Genomic DNA, 18,967 nt, shown 5'->3' with positions numbered 1-18,967 from the left:
TCTGCTTCACATCGATTCCCTGGAAGTAAAACCCATGTCCACTCAACACACGCTTGTCCTGCTTGCCCGAGGCGGATACGCCGCGCGCGGCGTTCTGTATCTGATCATCGGCATCTTCGCGCTGTTGGCAGCGCACGACTCCACCAAACCGAAAGACAGCCACAAGAGCATTGAAGCATTGCTCAGCCAGCCCTTCGGTTACGTGCTGATCGGTGTTGTGGTCGCCGGCCTGCTGGCCTTCGCCGCCTGGCGTGCGCTGCAAGCGATCCGCGATGTCGACCACCACGGCAGCGAGTTCAAAGGCCTGGTCATTCGCGCAGGTTTGCTCGCCGGCGGCCTGGTCAACGCGGCGCTGGCCTTCTTTGCCCTGGGTCTGTTGGTGAGTGGCCTCAGGAGTTCGGGCGGTTCCGGCGATGGCAAGACCAAGGATCTGCTCGCGCAGCTGCTGTCGTTCGAGCATTCGAACCTGTTGATCTACCTGATCGCGCTGATCCCGCTGGGTGTCGGTATCGCCCACATCATCAAAGGCTGGAAAGCCACGTTCGAGAAGTACTTCGAAGCGGATGACGAAGTGATGCGCTACGTGCGCCCGGTGTCGCGCTTTGGCTTGATCGCCCGAGGCGTGGTGTTTATCGAGATTGCACTGTTGATGGCGGTCAGCGGCTCGGTTTACCAGGCGACCAATCCACCCGGCATGAAGGAAGCGCTGGATGCTTTGCAGAATCTTCCGGCAGGCGGCGTGCTGTTGATGCTGATGGCGTTGGGGCTGATCGCGTTTTCGGTGTACAGCTTTTCCGAAGCGGCCTGGCGCCGGATCGAAATGGATGTGCCGTTGTAAGCGGCGATTCGAGGGGGCGTTTGCCCCCTCGACTGCTTCCCGTCAAGTAAACAGATCAACGCCCAACTGGAACGCTACCCATAGCGCCAGACCTGTAGCAAACATCAGCGCGATGTTTTCAAACAGGTTGTTGCGGTATTGCTTGTCCAGCAACGATTTCTGGTTGGACATGATCAGCAAGCCCAGGGAAATCACCGGCAAACCAATGATGTTCAATGCGCTGACACCAATGGTCAGGGTGACGAAATCCGGCATGCCCGGCATCGACCAGATCAGCGGCGTGACCAGGATGAACAGCATGAACCACTTGTGCATCGGGTCATGATGAAACTCTTTGCCGTACTTCTCGCGACGCTCAGGACGAACATGCTGGAAGGCATCGGTGATCAGCATCGGAAACGCCGTGGTCTTGCCTGAAATACTGGCAAACAGGGTCGCGAACACACCGATGAAGAACACGTACCAGCCGATCGGGCCGAAGAAGATTTCCAGCGCCTTGCCCAGATCGCCCAAGGTTTTCACCTCGATGCCGTTGGGACGGAGGATTTCCGCACCGACGATCCAGATCGCCAGGTTGATGATGATCCCGACGAATACCGCAAACAGCAGATCGTTACGCTGAATGCGCTTGTGCTGCGGCCCGGTCCAGCCTTTCTGGCGCATGACATAGGGGTGCACGAAGTTGGCGATCGAGCCGGCAACCGCGCCGATTACCGAGACCGCCACCAGCAACGCGCCATGCACGCCTTCGTCCGGCGGAATGCTGAAGCCGATGGTGCCCTTGATGATGCCGCTGACATCCGGACCGGACATCACCGCCAAAGCGATGAACGCCAGGGTCATGATCGCCAGCAGCAGCTTCATCACGCCTTCGATCATCGTGTAGATGTTGCGCCCGACCAGCATCCAGACCGCCAGCACCACCGCCACCGAGCACAGCAATGGCTGATCGATCTTGAACAGCATCGCCAGCGACTCCCCTGCCCCCTTGATCATGTAGGCGTTCATCAAGTGCCCCATCAACAAGGCGTAAACCAGCATGAACCAGGCAAACACCGGGTTGAGCTGGGCGTAGCCCTGCAGAATGGTCATGCCCTGGTTATTGCACAGCTGGAACCGGGCAATGATGTTGACGATCAGGTATCTCAACAGCAAAGAGACCGCCAGCACCCACATCATCGCGTAGCCGTAGTTCGCACCGGCCACTGAAGACGTGATGAGATCGCCCGCACCGAGCCACGACAGCACGGCGATAATGCCGGGGCCGAGCAGTTTCAGCGTACGCAGGAACAGGTTTTGCGGTTTCGCAGCGGCCTGATGATCGAGTGGAGCCATGCTCGTCATAGGGGTATCTCCGTTATTGTTTTTGTGAGAGTTGTTGCACTGCGCACATTAGGTAGGATGTCGTACAACAACGCTAACGGGAGAGTATGTAGAAATGTGTCAAACCTCAATCACGACCACCCTCTCCGATCATTTCCGCTGATCAAAATCATCTAGAACAAGCACGTCAAATAAGCGTAGCGACGTTGCAGGCCGACGAAATAGCCATTGATGCCCCAGCGAATCACTCATAGGATGACTGATCACAACAACAATAAGGCTGGGAATGATGAAAAGAACCCTCTTGATCGCTGCGCTCGCCTCCACGTTGAGCGTGACGGCCAACGCCGCTACCTACGCTTACATATCAAGCCCCGGCGACGGTCTGATCTCGCTATATCGGCTTGATCAGAGTAACGGCGCACTCACCCTCGTTGAGCAGATTCAGGCCGGTGATCAGGTCAATCCCATGGCCCTCACCCCGGACGGCAAGGTGCTGTTTGCAGCCTTGCGCGTCAAACCTTTTCAGGTGCTGGGTTACCGGATCGATCGCCAAAGCGGTCACCTGACGAAATTCACCCAAGCTCCGCTGGCAGAGAGCATGGCCTACCTGTCGACCGATCGAAAAGGTCGCTACCTGCTCGCCGCGTCCTACGGCGCCGATGCACTCAGCGTTCAAAAGATCGGCGAGGATCATCAGCCTTCCGCCAACATCCTGCGTTATCCGACCGGCCTGCACGCGCATTCGATTCGCACCGAGCCGAGCAATCGCTTTGCCTACGCTGGCAACCTGGGCACCGACAAGGTGCTGCAATATCGCCTGGATGCCGAGACTGGCGAGCTCAGCCCGATCGGCAACGGCTCGGTCAGTGTCCCGGATAAAACCGGCCCCCGGCACCTGGCGTTCTCGCCGAACGGCAAATTCCTTTACGTGGTCGGTGAAATGAGCGGCACCGTGACTGCGTTTTCTATCGACGAGGCCAGCGGCGCGTTGACCCGCATCGCTGTGGCCGATGGCATTCCCGAGCGATTGAAGCTGGCCCACGGCGAAGTCCGTGATGCGCGCAACAACGACTTGAAAGACGATCCGACCCCACGCATCTGGGCTGCCGACCTGCGCATGTCGCCGGATGGAAAACTGCTGCTGATGAGTGAGCGCACCAGCAGCAGCGTTTCGGCATTTGCCGTGGATCCGGCAACCGGAGCACTCAAGTTCCTCGATAACTACCCGGTGCAAGAACAGCAACCGCGAAATATCGCCTTCTCCCCCGATGGCCACTGGCTGCTGGTGACGGGCGAGAAAAGCGCCAAGGTCGGCACGTACGCAGTGAGCAAGAATGGCGCGCTGAAGCGTGTCGGTGAAGCGGCCTCCGGCAAAGGCGCATTATGGATAGAAATACTGCAAACGCCTGACGCTTGAATATCTGCGGAGCAGCAACTGCTCCGCCGTTCTGCAACTAATCCCCCGCCGCTTCGGTCATTAGGTTTGCCGAGGTTGATACATTTTCGCAGACCTCACTTTCAAGAGACTGCCCCCAGTGATCAGCCATCTCGATCGCCGCAACAACCGCTCGCTGGACAGTCTGAATTTCTTCCTCGCCGATGTCCGCGACGGCCTCGGGCCGTACCTCGCCATCTACTTGCTCGCCGTACACCACTGGGACCCGGCCAGCATAGGCGTGGTCATGACCCTCGCCGGCATTGCCGCGCTCGTCACGCAGACGCCCGCTGGTGCGCTGGTTGACAGCAGCCGGGCGAAACGGGCGCTGGTCATCATCGCCGCGCTGTTGGTGACGGTGAGTTGTCTGCTGCTGCCGTTCATTTCGTCATTCAGTCTGGTGGCATTGACTCAAGCCTTGAGCGCGGCGGCAGCGTCAATTTTCGCCCCGGCGATTTCCGCGATCACCCTGGGCATCACCGGCCCACGCGCATTCACCCGGCGTACCGGTCGCAACGAGACGTTCAACCATGCCGGCAACGCGTGCGCGGCGTTATTGGCCGGTTTGTTTGCCTATCTGTTCGGTCCGGTGGCGGTGTTTTATCTGATGGCGGTCATGGCGCTGGCCAGCGTGATTGCCGTGCTGTTCGTTTCGGCAGAAGCGATAGATCACGACGTCGCGCGCGGTTTGCAGCCTGGCGATCAAAGCCATCAGCCGTCCGGATTCAAGGTACTGCTGAGCAATCGCCCGTTACTGATGTTTGCCCTGTGCTGCGCGCTGTTTCACTTGGCCAACGCGGCGATGCTGCCGCTGGTGAGCCAGAAACTCGCGCAAGCCAACTTGCACATGGCCACACCGCTGACGTCGGCGTGCATCGTCGCCGCGCAACTGGTGATGGTGCCGATGGCGCTGCTGGCCGGCGCGAAAGCCGATGTATGGGGGCGCAAACCGTTATTGCTGGCGGGTTTTCTGATCCTGCCGCTGCGTGGCTTGCTCTACACCTTCTCGGATGATCCGTACTGGCTGGTCGCCGTGCAGTTGCTCGACGGCGTCGGCGCTGGTTTGTTCGGTGCGCTGTTTCCAGTGATGGTCAAGGATCTGACCCTCGGCTCCGGGCATTTCAATGTCAGCCTCGGCGCGCTGACCACAGCATTTGGCCTTGGCGCGGCGCTGAGCAATGGGCTGGCCGGATTTGTCGTCGAGGCCGCCGGTTACAGCGCGGCATTTCTGACCCTTGCAGGAGTTGCAGCGGCAGCATTCCTGCTGCTGTTGATCTGTGTTCCGGAAACGCTGCAGCGGACTGAGCAATTCGAGTCCGCTGCAGTTATGGGCCAACCCTGAGCTAATCGCCACCGCAGCCATCGCCTAAAACGCTGTAAGTGGCGACATGCCGCTGACCGTGACTGTCTTCATAGACGACCTCCACCGGAACAATTCCGCAGGCGGCGCTGGTGTCGGTGATGCTGATGGTTTTGGCGATATCCAGTGGCACGCCGGTTTGTGCAGGTTCGGTGGCGGCGAACACGTTGCCGGCGAGGATGGTCAGGGTCAAAGCAATAAACGTTTTCATGGTGTGATCTCTCTATAAAGGATGGGGAATTCAGGCCTGACGTTCAGTCAGCAATTGGCGCGCGGAATCAGCCATTACCGGCAGTGCTCCGGCGAGCATCAGGACGTCCTTGAGCACCAGGCGTCCGGCACCGGACAGATAGGGAAAACCGTGCTGACCATCACCCAGCGCAGCAACCCAGGCTTCCGGCGTGGTAACCAGAAAGCTCAGGGTCACCAGCGGCGTGGCGAACGCCAAGGCACCACCGAGCAGGCCGGTGCGGCGAGAAAGCGGGTTGGACAGGACCAGCAGACCGATGACGATTTCCACCACGCCAAGCCCGGTGGAAAAACCGTAGGTGTTGTTCGCGGTCTGCCAGGCGCGCTTGTCGGCGTTCAGCTCGCCCTCATGGGTCAGGTGCGCCTTGTAGTCCTGCGGGTGTTCGTAGAAGAACGACATCACCGGGCTGTTGGCGACGAAGGGCGTGATGCTGTCGGCTTCGTACGGGACGAATTTCAGCGCGCCGATCCACAGGAAGACGATGGCGATGGCCACGCGCATCAGCGGGATACCGAGGCGATCGAGTTTGCCGAGCTGTTGTAGTCCGGCGTTGATTGAGGTGAACATGCGACTTCTCCAGATCAATGAAAGTGGAGTCAGTCTGCGGTGCTACCGAATCGCGCTTTTGTCGGTCATGCTCAACGTCTTGCTCAATCGTCTCAACTTTGCGGATTTCCATCGTGATGGGTGCCAATGAACTCGCTCGATAAGCTCATCAGCCTGGCCAACGTGCGCGGCAGCCTCGATCTGCGTTGCCAGTTTCAGGGCGACTGGGCACGTGATCACCCACAGGAAGCCTTGGGCAAGGCGCCCTATCACATCGTGCTCAAGGGTGAATGCCGGGTTGAGCTGGCCAGCGGGCAACGCCTGGCGATGCGCGCCGGCGATATTCTGTTGTTGCCACGGGGCACGCCGCATGTGCTGCACAGCGGCGGTAAAGATGTAGCGCCAATGCTGCCAACGCTGATTCCCGGCGGGGTGTTGCCGATCTATCGGCTGGGTGGCGCGAGCGCCGATCTGGACATGCTCTGCGGTGGCTTTCATTACAACCGCGCATCGATGCTGTTCGCCGCCCTCCCCGATTACCTGTTGATTGCCAACGATGGCTTGCCGATTGATGCGCCACTGACCGCCCTGATTGCGCTGTTGCGCAGCGAAGCCGACAGCGAACAGCCGGGTGCACGCTTTCTCCTCGATTCACTGTCCCAAGCCTTGTTCACCTTGATCCTGCGTGCGCACCTGGCCCGTGCGGAGCAGGACAAGAGCACCCTGGCGCTGCTCGGCGACCAGCGCCTCGGCCGGACCTGTCAGGCGATATTGGCCGACCCGGCGCACGAATGGACCATCGAAGCCATGGCCGACACCGCGAACATGTCCCGTGCAACGTTCATGCGCACCTTCGCCAGGGTGGCTGGCGTATCGCCGTGGGTGTTGCTGACCCAGTTGCGCATGGAGCTGGCGTTCAGTCTGCTCAGCCATTCGCATCTGGGCCTGAATGACATTGCCGTGCAGGTCGGCTACCAGTCGCAAGCTGCATTCAGCAAGAAATTCAAGGAAACCTACGGCGAGGCCCCGGGCAAGATCCGCCGCGCGATCTGAGCGGATGGGTCGCTTTGTATCAGCGTGTAGCAATTGCCGACACAGATACATACGCATGCGAAGTTCGGCCGTGCGCACACACAACTGACACATTTAGCGCGCTAAATACCACTGTCGCTTCAATTCCTACCTTAACCAATCGACAGGACATCACCATGAACAAAGTCTTCGCTACCCTCGCCCTTACCGCCGCCATGTTTGGTGCCACTGCAGCGTTCGCCGCGCCGGTCAAACCTACCGTGGTGCTGGTGCACGGTGCCTTTGCCGATTCGAGCAGCTGGAACGGCGTGGTCAAGATTCTCGAGAAGGATGGCTATCCCGTGATCGCTGCGGCCAACCCGCTGCGCTCGGTCAAGAGTGATGCGCAATCGGTGGCGGATGTGCTGGCCAGTGTGAAAACTCCGGTGGTGCTGGTCGGCCACTCTTACGGTGGCCCGGTGATCAGCGAAGCCGCTTACGGCAATGCCAATGTCAAAGCGCTGGTGTACGTCGCCGCGTTCGCCCCGGAAAAGGGTGAAACCGCAGCCGAATTGTCCGGCCGCTTCCCTGGCAGCACCCTCGGCCCGACCCTGTCGGCCCCGGTTGAGCTGGCCGATGGTGGCAAGGATTTGTACATCCAGCAGGACAAATTCCACGATCAGTTCGCTGCCGATGTGTCTCAGGCAGATGCGAAGTTGATGGCCGCCACGCAGCGCCCGGTGACCGTAGCCGCCCTCAACGAAGCCGCCACCGAGCCTGCATGGAAAACCGTGCCGTCGTACTTCGTCTACGGTGACCAGGACAAGAACATCCCGGCGCAAGCCCTGGCGTTCATGGCCGAGCGCGCGCACTCCAAGCAGACCGTCGTGGTCAAAGGCGCTTCGCACGTGGTGATGGTGTCCAACCCGAAAGCCGTTGCCAGCCTGATCGAAACGGCTGCGGCCGGGAAGTGATCCAGCGCTGAGTTGAACCTTGAAGACTTAGCCGTGAACCCTGTTCACGGCTTTCAGCGCTGGGTGATGTTGCAGCCGCTCGCTGAGGAAATCGACAAACGTGCGCACCTTCGCCGGTACGCGCGGATGTTTCAGAAAGACCAGTTGCACCGGTAACGCCGGCGGCTCAAAGGCCTCCAGCACCAATTCCAGTTCACCGGCCGCGACCTGGCTGGCGACTTGATAGGACAGCACCCGGGTAATGCCCCAACCGGAACTGGCGATGTTGATTGCCGCCTGATTCGCGGTGACCACCAGACGCGGCTCGAAGCGAAAACTCAACGGGCCATCGGCATGGGCGAATTGCCAATCGCTGAGCAAATGACTGGCGGACGACATGACGATATTGGCGCGGCTCAGCTCGTTCGGATGTTGCGGTCGGCCATAGCGGGCGAAGTAATCGGGGGTGCCGCAGATGACCTGACGGACCTCGCCGACCTTGATTGCATGCTGATTGTTCTCGTGCAAATGGCCGATGCGCACGGCAACATCGATACCCTCTTCTGCCATGTTCACCACGCGGTCAACCAGCAAGGCCTTCAGATGTACCGAAGGAAACGCGTCGACGTATTGCGCCAGCAACGGCGCGATGAACAGCTCGCCAAACAACACCGACGCGGTCACGCTCAAGTGCCCGCATGGCACCCGATAACTGCCGGCGGCCGCCTCTTCGGCTTCGTCGACGTCGCACAGAATTCTTCGGCAATCGTCCAGATAACGATGCCCGGCTTCGGTCAGATGCAGGCTGCGCGTGGTGCGCGACAACAGACGCGTGCCGATGCGTTGTTCCAGCGCAGCGATGGCGCGGGTGACGCTGGGGGGCGAGGTGTTCAAACGCCGGGCCGCCGCCGCAAAGCCACCCTCCTCGGCCACGGCCAGGAACATGCGCATTTCCTGAAAACGATCCATAGGCGGGAACCTGGAGAAAATTCTGAAAATCCACTGAACCCTGTGGGAGCGAGCCTGCTCGCGAAGGCATTCTGTCAGTCAACATCACCGTTGCATGACACACCGCTTTCGCGAGCAGGCTCGCTCCCACAGGGGATGTGCATCGTTGTGAGTCAAGCTGTTTGCAGGCCCACCGCTGTACGCTGCATGCCGACGAATTTTGGCAATGCCTCGACCCGCGCCAGCCACGCCCGCACATTCGGATATTCCTCCAGCGAGACATTGCCTTCCGGCGCGTGGGCGACGTAAGTGTAGGCGGCCACATCGGCAACGGTTGCCTTGTCGCCGGCAAGGAATGCGCTGTTGGCCAACTCGTCTTCCATCACCTGCAACAACGCATGGGAACGCTTGATCGCATCAGCCGCGTCGTAACCGGCGCCGAATACCGTGATCAAGCGCGCCGTGGCCGGGCCGGAGCTGATCTGCCCGGCGGCCACCGATAACCAGCGTTGCACCTTGGCTTGCTCGACCGGATCACTCGGCAGCCACTGGCCGTTGCCGTATTTGCTCGCCAGATAAACCAGAATGCCGTTGGAATCAGCGAGCACCGTACCGTTGTCATCAATCACCGGCACTTGGCCGAAACGGTTGAGGGCGAGGAATTCAGGGGTTTTGTGTGCGCCCTTCATCAGGTCGACGAACACCAGTTCGGTCGGCACATCCAGCAGGGACAGCATCAACTCGACGCGATGCGAGTGGCCGGACAACGGATGGCGGTACAGTTTGACGGCTGACTGGGACATGACGTGCTCCTGGATTATTTGAGATCGACCCGCTGATCGTGTCGATGGGTCTCATCCTGCTCCCCTGCCGCAAATCGCGGAATCCTCAGCAAATACAATCGAGCATTTCAGCCAGTGAAATAATCACCCGCCTCCTTAGGCGCGCGAAGGGATCATTTCACCGAGTGAAACAGTGGATTGCAGTTTCTGGCCATTCCCTCGCAACCGGCCGAGGGCGAACATGAGCCCACTTGAGCTTCAGCCCCTGGCGGCTCACCGGCCCGTTTGCACCCGAGGAGAATCGAAATGGACACAGCGTCGAAACCGCAGCCCTCGCCCTGGCATGAAGGTGAGCTGACCCTGCAACGTGCCGTCGGCGCGGTGGAAATGATGGTCGGTGTCGGCCAGCGGCAATTGGCCCGCGACTGGATGCCGGATCAGCACCGCGAGTTCTACGCGCAACTGCCCTTCGTCGTGCTCGGCGCCGTCGATGGCCAGGGAGACCCGTGGGCAACGCTGCGCACCGGTCAACCGGGCTTCATGGATTCGCCGTCACCGCAGGTGTTGAAGATCAAACTCGACGCGCAGCCCAACGACCCGGCCAATCAAGGCCTGCAACCCGGCGATGCGATCGGCATGCTCGGCATCGAGCTGCACACCCGTCGGCGCAATCGCATGAACGGCAATATCAGCCGCCGCGATGACAACATTCTTGAGATCGGCGTGACCCAGGCTTACGGCAACTGCCCGCGCTACATCAATCTGCGCCATTACGCCTTCGTCGACGAGACCACCGACAACGCGCTCGACTTGCCGGTCAGCGAACCCTTGGTGCGCGACATGATCACCGCCGCCGACTCGTTCTACGTGGCCACTTACGTGGTGCGCGACGGCGAGCGCCAAGTCGATGTGTCCCATCGCGGCGGCAAATCCGGTTTCGTGCATATGGACGAAGACGGCACCCTGACCATCCCGGATTTCTCCGGCAATCTGTTCTTCAACACCTTGGGCAACATTCTGCTTAACCCGCGCGCCGGGCTGACCTTCATCGATTTCGAAAGCGGCGATCTGTTGCAGATGACCGGCAGCGCAGAAGTGCTGCTCGACGATCGGCAAATCGCCGCGTTCCAAGGCGCCGAGCGCCTGTGGCGCTTCAAGCCGCAGCGCATCGTTTACCGTCAGGCCGCGCTGCCACTGCGCTGGGCCGAGCAGCCGGAAGGCGATTCGCCCAATTCGCAAATGACCGGCAGCTGGGAACAGACCCGCGAACGTCTGCAGGCCGAGGCGCTGCGCAATCAATGGCGCGCGCTGCACGTCACGCGGGTGGTCGATGAGAGTCCGCAGATCCGCTCCTTTTACCTGCAAGCCAACGACGGCTTCGGCCTGCCGCGCTTCGAACCGGGCCAGCACTTGCCGATCAAGGTCTTGCTCGACGGTCAGGATGCCGCGTCGATCCGCACCTACAGCGTGTCCAGCGCGCCGTCGGACGAGTTTCTGCGCATCAGCGTCAAACGCGACGGCTCGGTGTCTTCGCATCTGCATGATCGGGTCCAGGCACTGGATTTGATCGAAGCCCGCGCGCCGCAAGGCGATTTCACCGTCGACGCCACCGAACGCCGGCCACTGGTGCTGTTGGCCGCAGGGGTTGGGGTGACGCCGCTGCTGTCGATGCTGCGCGAGGTGGTCTATCAGGGCAAACGCATCAGCCGCATGCGCCCGACCTGGGTGGTGCAAAGCAGTCGCACCGTCGAGGATCTGGCCTTTCGCGAAGAAATCGATGCCTTGGCTGCGCGCGCGGGTGACAAGGTCAAGGTGCTGCGCGTGGTCAGCCAGCCGCCGCTGGAAGCAACAGCGCAGGGTTACGATCACGCCGGGCGCATCGACATCGCCTTGCTGAAGAGCCTGCTGCCGCTGGATGACTACGATTTCTACCTGTGCGGCCCGGGCAGCTTTACCCAGGCGCTGTACGACGGCCTGCGCAAGATGCGCATTCCCGACGATCGCATCCACGCCGAAACCTTCGGCCCGTCGACGCTGATCCGCGATGTCGAAATCAGCACCCCAGCGCCGCCACAAGTGCCGGTCGCTGAAGAGCCGGTCAAGGTGTTGTTCGCCACGTCCGGCAAAGAAGCACGCTGGGAACCGGGCAGCGGCACCTTGCTGGAACTGGCCGAGGCGCGTGGCTTGAACCCGGAGTTCAGCTGTCGCGGCGGCTCGTGCGGCACCTGCAAAACCCGCCTTACCAGCGGCCAGGTGCACTACCTCACCCCGCCGGCCATGCGCCTGGCGGACGACGAAGTGCTGATCTGCTGCGCCGCCCCGGCGCAGGGCAGCGAAACCCTGGTGCTGGACGTTTGAATAATGAGGAGGTGCACCATGGAGCCGTATGCAGAAACCAACGTGGTTTGGCCGCAAGAGAACACCGGATTGTCCGCCAGCGAATGCGAACGCAGTTTTTTGCTGCCGCAACTGATGGGCTCGCTCGCCGGTGAAACCTGCACGTTGACTGGCTCACTCAGTCAACGTGAGCATCTGCCTTCGAGCCCGAACGGCTGGTTTTCCCGTGGGCTCAAAGCGTTGTTTGCTTAGGCTTTGCCCACCGCCGCCACTCTGGCCGCCGGCCCATGCTGGCGGCTGGTGACCAGGCCAATGAACGAGATCAGCAGCGCCAGGCCAATGGTCGAGGTCACTTCCAGGCGATGTTCAGGGGTGATCATCATCACTGCCAAAGCCGCGCAGATAAAGGCGATGACGAGCCAGGTGAGCCAGGGAAACAGCCACATGCGCAGGGTCATTTCGACCTTTTCCCGTTCCAGTCGGCGGCGCATGCGCAACTGCGAAATGGCGATCACCAGATACACCAGCAAGGCAATCGCGCCGGAGCTGGCGAGCAGGAACTGGAACAGTCCGGCCGGCATGAAATAGCTGAGTAACGTCACGCCTGCGCCGATCACCGTGCTGGCGATCACTGCCGCGCGTGGCACGCCGGCCGCCGAAGTCACCTTCAATGCCGGCGGCGCATCGCCGCGTCGGCCCAGCGAATAGAGCATGCGCGAGGAAATGTAGATCGAGGAGTTCATGCAACTGGCCACCGCGATCAACACCACCACGTCAACAAGGAATTTAGCGTTGGGGATATTCATCAGTTCCAGTGCGCGCTGGTAGGAACCGACCGAAGCAAGTTGCGGGTCATTCCACGGCACCACGGAAATCACCACGAAGATCGACAGCAGATAGAAAATGCCGATGCGCCAGATCACCGAGCGCGTGGCCTTGGCGATGTTCTGCGCCGGATTGTTCGATTCTGCAGCGGCGATAGTCACCGCTTCGGTGCCGATGAAACTGAACATGATGGTGATGAACGCGCCGACCACCGCCGACATACCGTTCGGCGCAAAGCCGCCGTGCTCGGCCATCAGCGTGCTCAAGCCACTGGCTTCACGCTCGGGAATCCAGCCCATCAGCACCGCAAAGCCCAAGCCGATGAAACCGATGATTGCGATGACCTTGGCCATGGCGAACCAGAATTCGAACTCGCCGTATTTCGACACGCTGAACAGGTTGGTGATCACCAGCAGCACGATCGACAGCAAGGCGAACAACCACGCATCGACCTGGGGAAACCACTGGTTGAGCACGTGCCCGGCGGCCAAGGCTTCGATGGGAATTACCAGCACCCAGAACCACCAGTAGAGCCAGCCGATGGTGAAGCCGGCCCAGCGGCCAATGGCTTGATCGGCGTAGGTGGAAAACGAGCCGGTGTCGGGATGCGCCACGGCCATTTCGCCGAGCATGCGCATCACCAGCACGACCAGCAGACCGGAGAACAGATACGCGAGCAGCACCGCAGGTCCTGCGGCGGCGATGGCGTGGCCTGAGCCAACGAAAAGTCCTGCGCCGATGATGCCGGCAATGGAAAGCATGGTGACGTGACGCGGTTTGAAACCTTGCGCCAACTGACCGTTGGAGTCCTTGGGGTTCAGGCTAGTCATGGGTTCTTATTGTTCTCATGATCGACGTTTGGGCCACTGACTGTGCGTCAGGCGATCATCATTTCCTTGAGTCGACTCAGGCGAAAGCAGCGACGCAGACGCTTCGCCGACGAAATGATGCTTCACCTTACGTGGCCCGACCGCCGCCCAACTAGCCTGAGTGCGGCATGCCGATGTCTGATTTCGACATGCCACTCTCAGGCCAGCATGGGTCGGCGGCAACCGCTGCGGCGATTTACAGCGTGTAGGAAATCCCCACCTGCACGGTTCGCGGCGCGCCCGGGTAGGCGTAAACGTTGCCGAAGGCGCCTTCTTCGTAGTCGCGGTCGAAGATGTTTTTCACATCGAGGTTGAGCCGCACTTTATCGTTGACCTTGTAGAAGCTCAGCAGGTCGACCACGGTGTAACTGCCCATGGAAAACGCGGTGTTGGCGGTCTGCCCGGCGCGCTCGTCGACGTATTTCAGGCCGGTGCCAAGGCCAAGGCCTTTGAGCGTGCCGTCCTGGAATTCGTACATGTTGAGCAGGCTGAAGCTGTTCTTCGGGATGTTCAGCAGGCGCGTGCCGGAGCGCAGCGTGTTGTCCTTGGTCACCTCGGCGTCGACGTAAGCGTAACCGCCGACCACTCGCCACTCCGGGGTGAGATTGCCGGTGACACTGACGTCGAAACCACGGCTGCGCACTTCACCGGCGGCGACGCTGAAGGTCGAATCCACCGGGTCGGTGGTCAGCACGTTGCGTTTTTCGATCTGGTAGATCGCCGCGTCGACGCTCAACTGCTGATCCAGCGCTTCCCACTTCACGCCCATCTCGTAGGACTTGCCTTTCTCCGGGGCGAAACCGCCGCCTTCGCGACTGGCGCCGGTGTTGGGCTTGAACGAGCGCGCGGTGTTGGCGTACACCGCCAGGGTATCGGTCAAATCGTAGGTGATGCCGATACGCGGGGTGACGGCATTGTCGCTGGCCTGCCAGCTCTTGCCACCCGGCACGTAGGTCTCGTAATCGTGCTCGAAGCGCTCGAAACGCGCGCCGGCCAGGACTTTGAGCTTGTCGGTCAGGGCGACCTGATCCTGCACGAACGCGGCGTAGGTCTTGAGGTTTTCCTTGTCGTGAGTCGGTGTGCGGGTCAGCGCCGGGCGTGGCTGGCCGTAAACCGGATTGAAGATGTTGATCGGGTAGGCACTGACCGCGCCGCTGGAGCGCTGGATGATCGACTTGTAGTCGTAATCTTCGTACTCGATGCCGGTGAGCAAGGTGTGCTGCAGACCGCCAGTGTCGAAATGCCCGGTGAGATTGAGCTGGGTGTCCTTGTCGGTCCATTCCAGCTTGCGGTAGTTGAAGTTACGCCCCAGCGTGCGGCCGTCAGCGGCAATGCCGTTGGCCTCGATCGCATTGCCCTTGAGCGAGCCGTCAAGCCACTGGAATCCACCGCCGAGGGTCCAGTCGTCGTTGAGCATGTGCTCGAAACGCAACTGCGCCATGTTGTTGTCGTTGTGCAGCTTGCCGACGTCCTTCTCGCCAAAGAAGGTATCGCGCGAGGCAGTGCCGATCTGCGCCGGGTAGCGCGTCACGCCACGATCGAGCGGCGCGTTGTTGCGCATGAAGTCGCCTTCGAAAATCAGCTTGGTCGCGTCGGTAGCCTGCCAGGTCAGCACCGGCGTGATGCCGTAGCGCTCGTTCTCGACATGATCGCGGAAGGTGTCACCGCCCTCGCCCACCACATTCAAGCGATAGGCCAGACGCCCTTCTTCATCGAGTGGGCCGGATGCGTCGAGGGTGCCGCGCTTCATGCCTTGGTCATTCAACTGGCTGCCCAAGGTGACGGTGCGCTCGGGCAACGGCTGTTTCGACACCACGTTGAAGGTACCGCCGGGATCGCCACGGCCATAGAGCATGGTCGCCGGGCCGCGCAGCACTTCCAGACGTTCGATGGTGTTGGCGTCAGGCATGTTCGGGTAGCCACGGTTGATCGGGAAACCGTTGCGGTAGAACTCACCGGTGGTGAAACCGCGCACCGTGAAGGTGGTCAGGCCCTGCCCACCGAAATTGTTCGCCCGACCGACGCCACCGGCGTAATCCAGCGCATCCTGCAAACGCGTCGCGCCGAGATCTTCGACGGCGTCCTTGGTCACCACGCTGATTGACTGCGGGGTTTCATGAATCGAAGTGTCGGTGCGCGTGGCGCTGGCCGAACGCGTCGCGCGATAGCCCTGCACCGGGCCGTCTGCCCGTTCGTAATCCGCTGTGCCGACCACGTCGGTGGCTTCCAGCTCAAGCGTTGAAGAAGTCGGTTCGGCTGACTCAGCCCACGAGGAAGAAGACAACGCCTGCAGCACACAAATGGAAAGCAGAGTTCGACGCATGAGGTGAAAACCTTTACGAATAGGCCAGAACGAAGGGCAAAACCGCCATTGGAAACGTCGCGCATGGTATACGGTCGCATTAGTAATTGAAACGTATTCTTATTTGTCATGTTGATCAGGATTGGTGAGCGGGATTCATCACTCCATCCTGAAACCGCGCATTATCAGCAGGGCGTCGATGGCCTAGGCTCGTAGAGATCCGACGTCAATCGATGGCTGCGCCGCGCTACGTGGGCGCCGCCAGCCTGTCTGAAAGGAATTTGCAGATGAAATTCGACACCCCGGCCGGCTCCAATCCGATCGATCAGCTGAACGTCATCGGCCAACCTGCCGACCGCATCGACGGCAAGCTGAAAACCACCGGCACCGCCCCCTACGCCTACGAGCAAAACGCAGCGGTGCCGGACGCCGCCTATGGCTATATCGTCGGCGCCGGGATCGGCAAGGGGCGCATTGCCTCGATCAATTCGACGCAAGCGCGGGAAGCGTCCGGGGTGATTGCCATCGTCACTTACGAAAACGCCGGGCCATTGGCCAAAGGCGAGTTTTACGTAGCCAGGGCCTTGGCCGGGCCGCAGGTCGATCACTATCACCAGGCCGTGGCGATTGTCGTCGCAGACACTTTTGAACAGGCGCGCGCGGCCGCCGGCTTGCTCGACATCCGCTACGTGGCCGAGCCAGGTTCATTCGATCTGGCGGCTGCGAAAGACTCCGCAACCCCACCGCCACCGGCCGGTTTCGGCCCGCCGCCGCAGACCAGCGTCGGTGACTTCGAAGGCGCCTTCAACGCTGCGCCAGTGCAAATCGATCAGCACTACAGCACGCCTGACCAGGCCCACGCGATGATGGAACCGCACGCAACCATTGCCCGCTGGAGTGGCAAGCAATTGACCTTGTGGACATCGATCCAACAGATCAACTGGGGCGTGCGCGATCTGGCGAAAACCCTCGGCATCGCCAGGGAAGATGTGCGCCTGATCTCGCCGTATATCGGCGGTGGCTTCGGCGGTAAGGGCACGATTCTTTGCGACGCAGTGTTGGCATCCCTGGCCGCTCGACATGCCGGGCGACCGGTGAAAGTCGCGCTGCCGCGGCCGCTGATGTTCAACAACCTGACCCATCGTCCGGCGACGCTTCAGCGCCTGCGCATCGGTGCCAACCGTGACGGCGTGATCACGGCGATCGGCCACGAGAGCTGGTCTGGCAATCTGCGCGGCGGACGCGCCGAAGCGGCTACCGCGTCAACCCGCTTGCTTTACGCCGGGGCCAATCGGATGACCCGTTTGAATCTCGCCGTGCTCGATCTCGCCGAGGGTTCGGCGATGCGCGCGCCGGGCGAGGCACCGGGGATGATGGCGCTGGAAATCGCCATGGATGAACTGGCCGAAAAGCTGCAGATGGATCCGCTGCAACTGCGCATCCTCAACGACTCGCAGGTCGATCCGGAGCAACCGGCGCGGCCGTTCTCCAAACGGCAGTTGGTGGAATGCCTGAACACTGGGGCCGAACGCTTTGGCTGGCGTCAGCGCAACGCGACGCCGGGCAAGCGCCGTGAGGATGGCTGGCTGATCGGCATCGGGCTGGCCTCGGCGATTCGCGGCGCACCGACCACCGCTTCGGCGGCGCGGGTGCGTCTCGATCGTCAAGGCGTCATCACCGTGGAAACCGACATGACCGACATCGGCACCGGCAGTTACACCATCATCGCCCAGACCGCTGCCGAAATGATGGGCGTGCCGCTGGACCGTGTCGTGGTGCATTTGGGCGATTCGCGGTTTCCGGAGTCGTCGGGCTCCGGCGGCCAGTGGGGCGCCGCCTCCTCCACTGCCGGCGTGTATGCCGCGTGCGTGAAACTGCGTGAGGCCGCCGCTCGCGCCGTCGGGTTTGACCCGCAGCAAGCCGAGTTTGTCGACGGGCAAATTCGCGCAGGCTCGCAGCAGGTTGGCTTGGCTCAGGCCGCAGCCAATGGCGAGCTGACGGGCGAGGACCGCATGGAATACGGTGACCTTGCCCAGCGCTTCGCCCAGCAGACCTTCGGCGCGCATTTCGCCGAGGTCGCGGTCAATGCGGCGACCGGCGAAATTCGCCTGCGTCGGCAACTGGCCGTGTGCGCCGCCGGGCGCATCCTCAACCCGAAAACTGCGCGCAGCCAGATCATTGGCGGCATGACCATGGGCGCCGGCGCGGCATTGATGGAAGAGCTGGCGGTGGATCATCGAATCGGCTTTTTCGTCAATCACGATCTGGCCGGATACGAGGTGCCGGTGCACGCCGACATTCCCCATCAGGAAGTGATCTTTCTCGATGAAGTCGACCCGTATGCCACCCCGCTGAAGGCCAAAGGCGTCGGTGAGCTGGGTATCAGCGGCGCGGCGGCGGCGATCGCCAATGCGATCTATAACTCTTGCGGCGTGCGGGTGCGCGATTATCCGATTACGCTGGATAAACTCATCGGCGAGTTGTCCTACCCGGTCTGAGACTGGATCACGCAGGATATCGCCCATGTACCCCACCACCCCCGATGGCCGCTATTTTGTGGTCAAGCAACAGCTGTGGCGTTGCAGCAATCCATCACTGCCAGCCGCCGAGCGTGAGGCGTTTGTAGCCGAACTCATGTCAGCGCGGCGTGCGGTCAAAGAGGCGAAGCGTGCGGAGGATGCACAGGCATTGAAGTCGGCGAGAGCTCGCGTCAACGAGGCCAAAGTCGCGCTGGGTGAACGCGGGCCGGTGTGGTGGGATGACGGCAGCCCGGATTACAACCGATTCAAAGTGAGCAATACACCGTATGCGCAGTGGTTTGCCCAACTGCCCTGACCAAGTTTCGGAAGGCCTGACCCAGTTCCATGTGCTGATCACCATTTCCACAGCCACTACAGCTCCCACAAGGATTGGGGACTGAATGAAGATCGATGGTTCGGTCCATAACAGTGTAGGAATGAGCCTGCTCGCGATTGCGGCATGTCAGTTGAATAATTCACTGACTGATACGACGCCATCGCGAGCAGGCTCACTCCTACATCGGGTTTTGTGTGTTGCCGGTTTTTTGCATTCGCCGTGAAAACCTGTGGGAGCGAGCTTGCTCGCGAATGCATTGGGTCAGGCAATGAAGATGTTGAATGTGCCGCCCTCTTCGCGAGCAAGCTCGCTCCCACACTGGATTTTGC

At 60.9% G+C, this 18,967-nt stretch carries 16 protein-coding genes; 9 read left to right on the top strand and 7 right to left on the bottom strand.

Annotated elements, in window-relative coordinates; all coding sequences use genetic code 11:
- Window positions 1-34 precede the first annotated feature (34 nt).
- Complete coding sequence (locus tag D8U70_RS09295; protein ID WP_130928696.1) at window positions 35-838, top strand: DUF1206 domain-containing protein; 804 nt, start codon at window positions 35-37, stop codon at window positions 836-838.
- 42 nt (window positions 839-880) lie between these two features.
- Here the strand turns inward: D8U70_RS09295 and D8U70_RS09290 are convergent, their stop codons facing one another.
- The gene (locus tag D8U70_RS09290) at window positions 881-2,182 is read right to left on the bottom strand and encodes an Nramp family divalent metal transporter (protein ID WP_024013001.1); all 1,302 of its coding nucleotides are present in this window, start codon (window positions 2,180-2,182) and stop codon (window positions 881-883) included.
- Window positions 2,183-2,447: 265 nt separating this feature from the next.
- On the opposite strand from D8U70_RS09290, the gene D8U70_RS09285 reads away from it, so the two are divergent.
- Together D8U70_RS09285 and D8U70_RS09280 are read left to right on the top strand one after the other, a co-directional pair.
- Window positions 2,448-3,581 (top strand): lactonase family protein, encoded by a 1,134-nt coding sequence (locus D8U70_RS09285; RefSeq protein ID WP_130928695.1) that lies wholly within the window; start codon window positions 2,448-2,450, stop codon window positions 3,579-3,581.
- A 118-nt stretch (window positions 3,582-3,699) separates the two neighbouring features.
- Window positions 3,700-4,941, top strand: a complete 1,242-nt coding sequence (locus D8U70_RS09280; RefSeq protein ID WP_130928694.1) for an MFS transporter — start codon at window positions 3,700-3,702, stop codon at window positions 4,939-4,941.
- 1 nt (window position 4,942) lies between these two features.
- Here the strand turns inward: D8U70_RS09280 and D8U70_RS09275 are convergent, their stop codons facing one another.
- Complete coding sequence (locus D8U70_RS09275; RefSeq protein WP_039762848.1) at window positions 4,943-5,170, bottom strand: DUF2790 domain-containing protein; 228 nt, start codon at window positions 5,168-5,170, stop codon at window positions 4,943-4,945.
- Window positions 5,171-5,200: 30 nt separating this feature from the next.
- Window positions 5,201-5,776, bottom strand: coding sequence for a reactive chlorine resistance membrane protein RclC (gene rclC / locus D8U70_RS09270; protein ID WP_071172487.1), 576 nt, complete (start codon window positions 5,774-5,776; stop codon window positions 5,201-5,203).
- A 126-nt stretch (window positions 5,777-5,902) separates the two neighbouring features.
- Between rclC and D8U70_RS09265 the strand changes: the two genes are divergently transcribed.
- Both D8U70_RS09265 and D8U70_RS09260 read left to right on the top strand, forming a co-directional pair.
- The gene (locus D8U70_RS09265) at window positions 5,903-6,808 is read left to right on the top strand and encodes an AraC family transcriptional regulator (RefSeq protein ID WP_130928693.1); all 906 of its coding nucleotides are present in this window, start codon (window positions 5,903-5,905) and stop codon (window positions 6,806-6,808) included.
- Window positions 6,809-6,963: 155 nt separating this feature from the next.
- Window positions 6,964-7,740 carry an alpha/beta hydrolase gene (locus tag D8U70_RS09260; protein WP_130928692.1) on the top strand — a complete coding sequence of 259 codons (777 nt, stop codon included), beginning with the start codon at window positions 6,964-6,966 and terminating at the stop codon, window positions 7,738-7,740.
- A 27-nt stretch (window positions 7,741-7,767) separates the two neighbouring features.
- On the opposite strand, the gene D8U70_RS09255 is transcribed toward D8U70_RS09260, so the two are convergent.
- Complete coding sequence (locus D8U70_RS09255; RefSeq protein ID WP_130928691.1) at window positions 7,768-8,688, bottom strand: LysR family transcriptional regulator; 921 nt, start codon at window positions 8,686-8,688, stop codon at window positions 7,768-7,770.
- 152 nt (window positions 8,689-8,840) lie between these two features.
- A complete protein-coding gene (locus D8U70_RS09245) occupies window positions 8,841-9,470 on the bottom strand; it encodes a glutathione S-transferase (RefSeq protein ID WP_130928690.1) in 630 nt (209 codons plus the stop codon).
- Window positions 9,471-9,755: 285 nt separating this feature from the next.
- Between D8U70_RS09245 and D8U70_RS09240 the strand changes: the two genes are divergently transcribed.
- Together D8U70_RS09240 and D8U70_RS09235 are read left to right on the top strand one after the other, a co-directional pair.
- On the top strand, window positions 9,756-11,807 hold the full coding sequence (locus D8U70_RS09240; protein ID WP_130928689.1) for a pyridoxamine 5'-phosphate oxidase family protein: 2,052 nt from the start codon (window positions 9,756-9,758) through the stop codon (window positions 11,805-11,807).
- 18 nt (window positions 11,808-11,825) lie between these two features.
- On the top strand, window positions 11,826-12,038 hold the full coding sequence (locus tag D8U70_RS09235) for a hypothetical protein (RefSeq protein ID WP_110645331.1): 213 nt from the start codon (window positions 11,826-11,828) through the stop codon (window positions 12,036-12,038).
- On the opposite strand, the gene gabP is transcribed toward D8U70_RS09235, so the two are convergent.
- Together gabP and D8U70_RS09225 are read right to left on the bottom strand one after the other, a co-directional pair.
- The gene (gene gabP, locus D8U70_RS09230) at window positions 12,035-13,441 is read right to left on the bottom strand and encodes a GABA permease (protein ID WP_110645332.1); all 1,407 of its coding nucleotides are present in this window, start codon (window positions 13,439-13,441) and stop codon (window positions 12,035-12,037) included. The genes D8U70_RS09235 and gabP overlap by 4 nt on opposite strands.
- A gap of 235 nt (window positions 13,442-13,676) precedes the next feature.
- Window positions 13,677-15,803 (bottom strand): TonB-dependent siderophore receptor, encoded by a 2,127-nt coding sequence (locus D8U70_RS09225; RefSeq protein WP_130928688.1) that lies wholly within the window; start codon window positions 15,801-15,803, stop codon window positions 13,677-13,679.
- 266 nt (window positions 15,804-16,069) lie between these two features.
- Between D8U70_RS09225 and paoC the strand changes: the two genes are divergently transcribed.
- Both paoC and D8U70_RS09215 read left to right on the top strand, forming a co-directional pair.
- Window positions 16,070-18,280, top strand: a complete 2,211-nt coding sequence (gene paoC, locus D8U70_RS09220) for an aldehyde oxidoreductase molybdenum-binding subunit PaoC (RefSeq protein WP_130928687.1) — start codon at window positions 16,070-16,072, stop codon at window positions 18,278-18,280.
- 25 nt (window positions 18,281-18,305) lie between these two features.
- A complete protein-coding gene (locus D8U70_RS09215) occupies window positions 18,306-18,617 on the top strand; it encodes a hypothetical protein (RefSeq protein ID WP_130928686.1) in 312 nt (103 codons plus the stop codon).
- Window positions 18,618-18,967: the final 350 nt, after the last annotated feature.

It is taken from the genome of Pseudomonas sp. Sample_20, assembly GCF_004307585.1.
GTDB classification, from domain to species: Bacteria; Pseudomonadota; Gammaproteobacteria; order Pseudomonadales; family Pseudomonadaceae; genus Aquipseudomonas; species Aquipseudomonas atacamensis.
This window is presented reverse-complemented; position numbering and strand designations above follow the sequence as displayed.

What these genes read in the sequence shown, in the direction of transcription:
- D8U70_RS09225 (WP_130928688.1), bottom strand. Translation starts at nt 15,803, where the DNA reads ATGCGTCGAACTCTGCTTTCCATTTGTGTGCTGCAGGCGTTGTCTTCT.
- D8U70_RS09235 (WP_110645331.1), top strand. Translation starts at nt 11,826, where the DNA reads ATGGAGCCGTATGCAGAAACCAACGTGGTTTGGCCGCAAGAGAACACC.
- D8U70_RS09255 (WP_130928691.1), bottom strand. Translation starts at nt 8,688, where the DNA reads ATGGATCGTTTTCAGGAAATGCGCATGTTCCTGGCCGTGGCCGAGGAG.
- paoC (WP_130928687.1), top strand. Translation starts at nt 16,070, where the DNA reads ATGAAATTCGACACCCCGGCCGGCTCCAATCCGATCGATCAGCTGAAC.
- D8U70_RS09265 (WP_130928693.1), top strand. Translation starts at nt 5,903, where the DNA reads ATGAACTCGCTCGATAAGCTCATCAGCCTGGCCAACGTGCGCGGCAGC.
- D8U70_RS09215 (WP_130928686.1), top strand. Translation starts at nt 18,306, where the DNA reads ATGTACCCCACCACCCCCGATGGCCGCTATTTTGTGGTCAAGCAACAG.
- rclC (WP_071172487.1), bottom strand. Translation starts at nt 5,776, where the DNA reads ATGTTCACCTCAATCAACGCCGGACTACAACAGCTCGGCAAACTCGAT.
- D8U70_RS09295 (WP_130928696.1), top strand. Translation starts at nt 35, where the DNA reads ATGTCCACTCAACACACGCTTGTCCTGCTTGCCCGAGGCGGATACGCC.
- D8U70_RS09240 (WP_130928689.1), top strand. Translation starts at nt 9,756, where the DNA reads ATGGACACAGCGTCGAAACCGCAGCCCTCGCCCTGGCATGAAGGTGAG.
- gabP (WP_110645332.1), bottom strand. Translation starts at nt 13,441, where the DNA reads ATGACTAGCCTGAACCCCAAGGACTCCAACGGTCAGTTGGCGCAAGGT.
- D8U70_RS09260 (WP_130928692.1), top strand. Translation starts at nt 6,964, where the DNA reads ATGAACAAAGTCTTCGCTACCCTCGCCCTTACCGCCGCCATGTTTGGT.
- D8U70_RS09245 (WP_130928690.1), bottom strand. Translation starts at nt 9,470, where the DNA reads ATGTCCCAGTCAGCCGTCAAACTGTACCGCCATCCGTTGTCCGGCCAC.
- D8U70_RS09275 (WP_039762848.1), bottom strand. Translation starts at nt 5,170, where the DNA reads ATGAAAACGTTTATTGCTTTGACCCTGACCATCCTCGCCGGCAACGTG.
- D8U70_RS09290 (WP_024013001.1), bottom strand. Translation starts at nt 2,182, where the DNA reads ATGACGAGCATGGCTCCACTCGATCATCAGGCCGCTGCGAAACCGCAA.
- D8U70_RS09285 (WP_130928695.1), top strand. Translation starts at nt 2,448, where the DNA reads ATGATGAAAAGAACCCTCTTGATCGCTGCGCTCGCCTCCACGTTGAGC.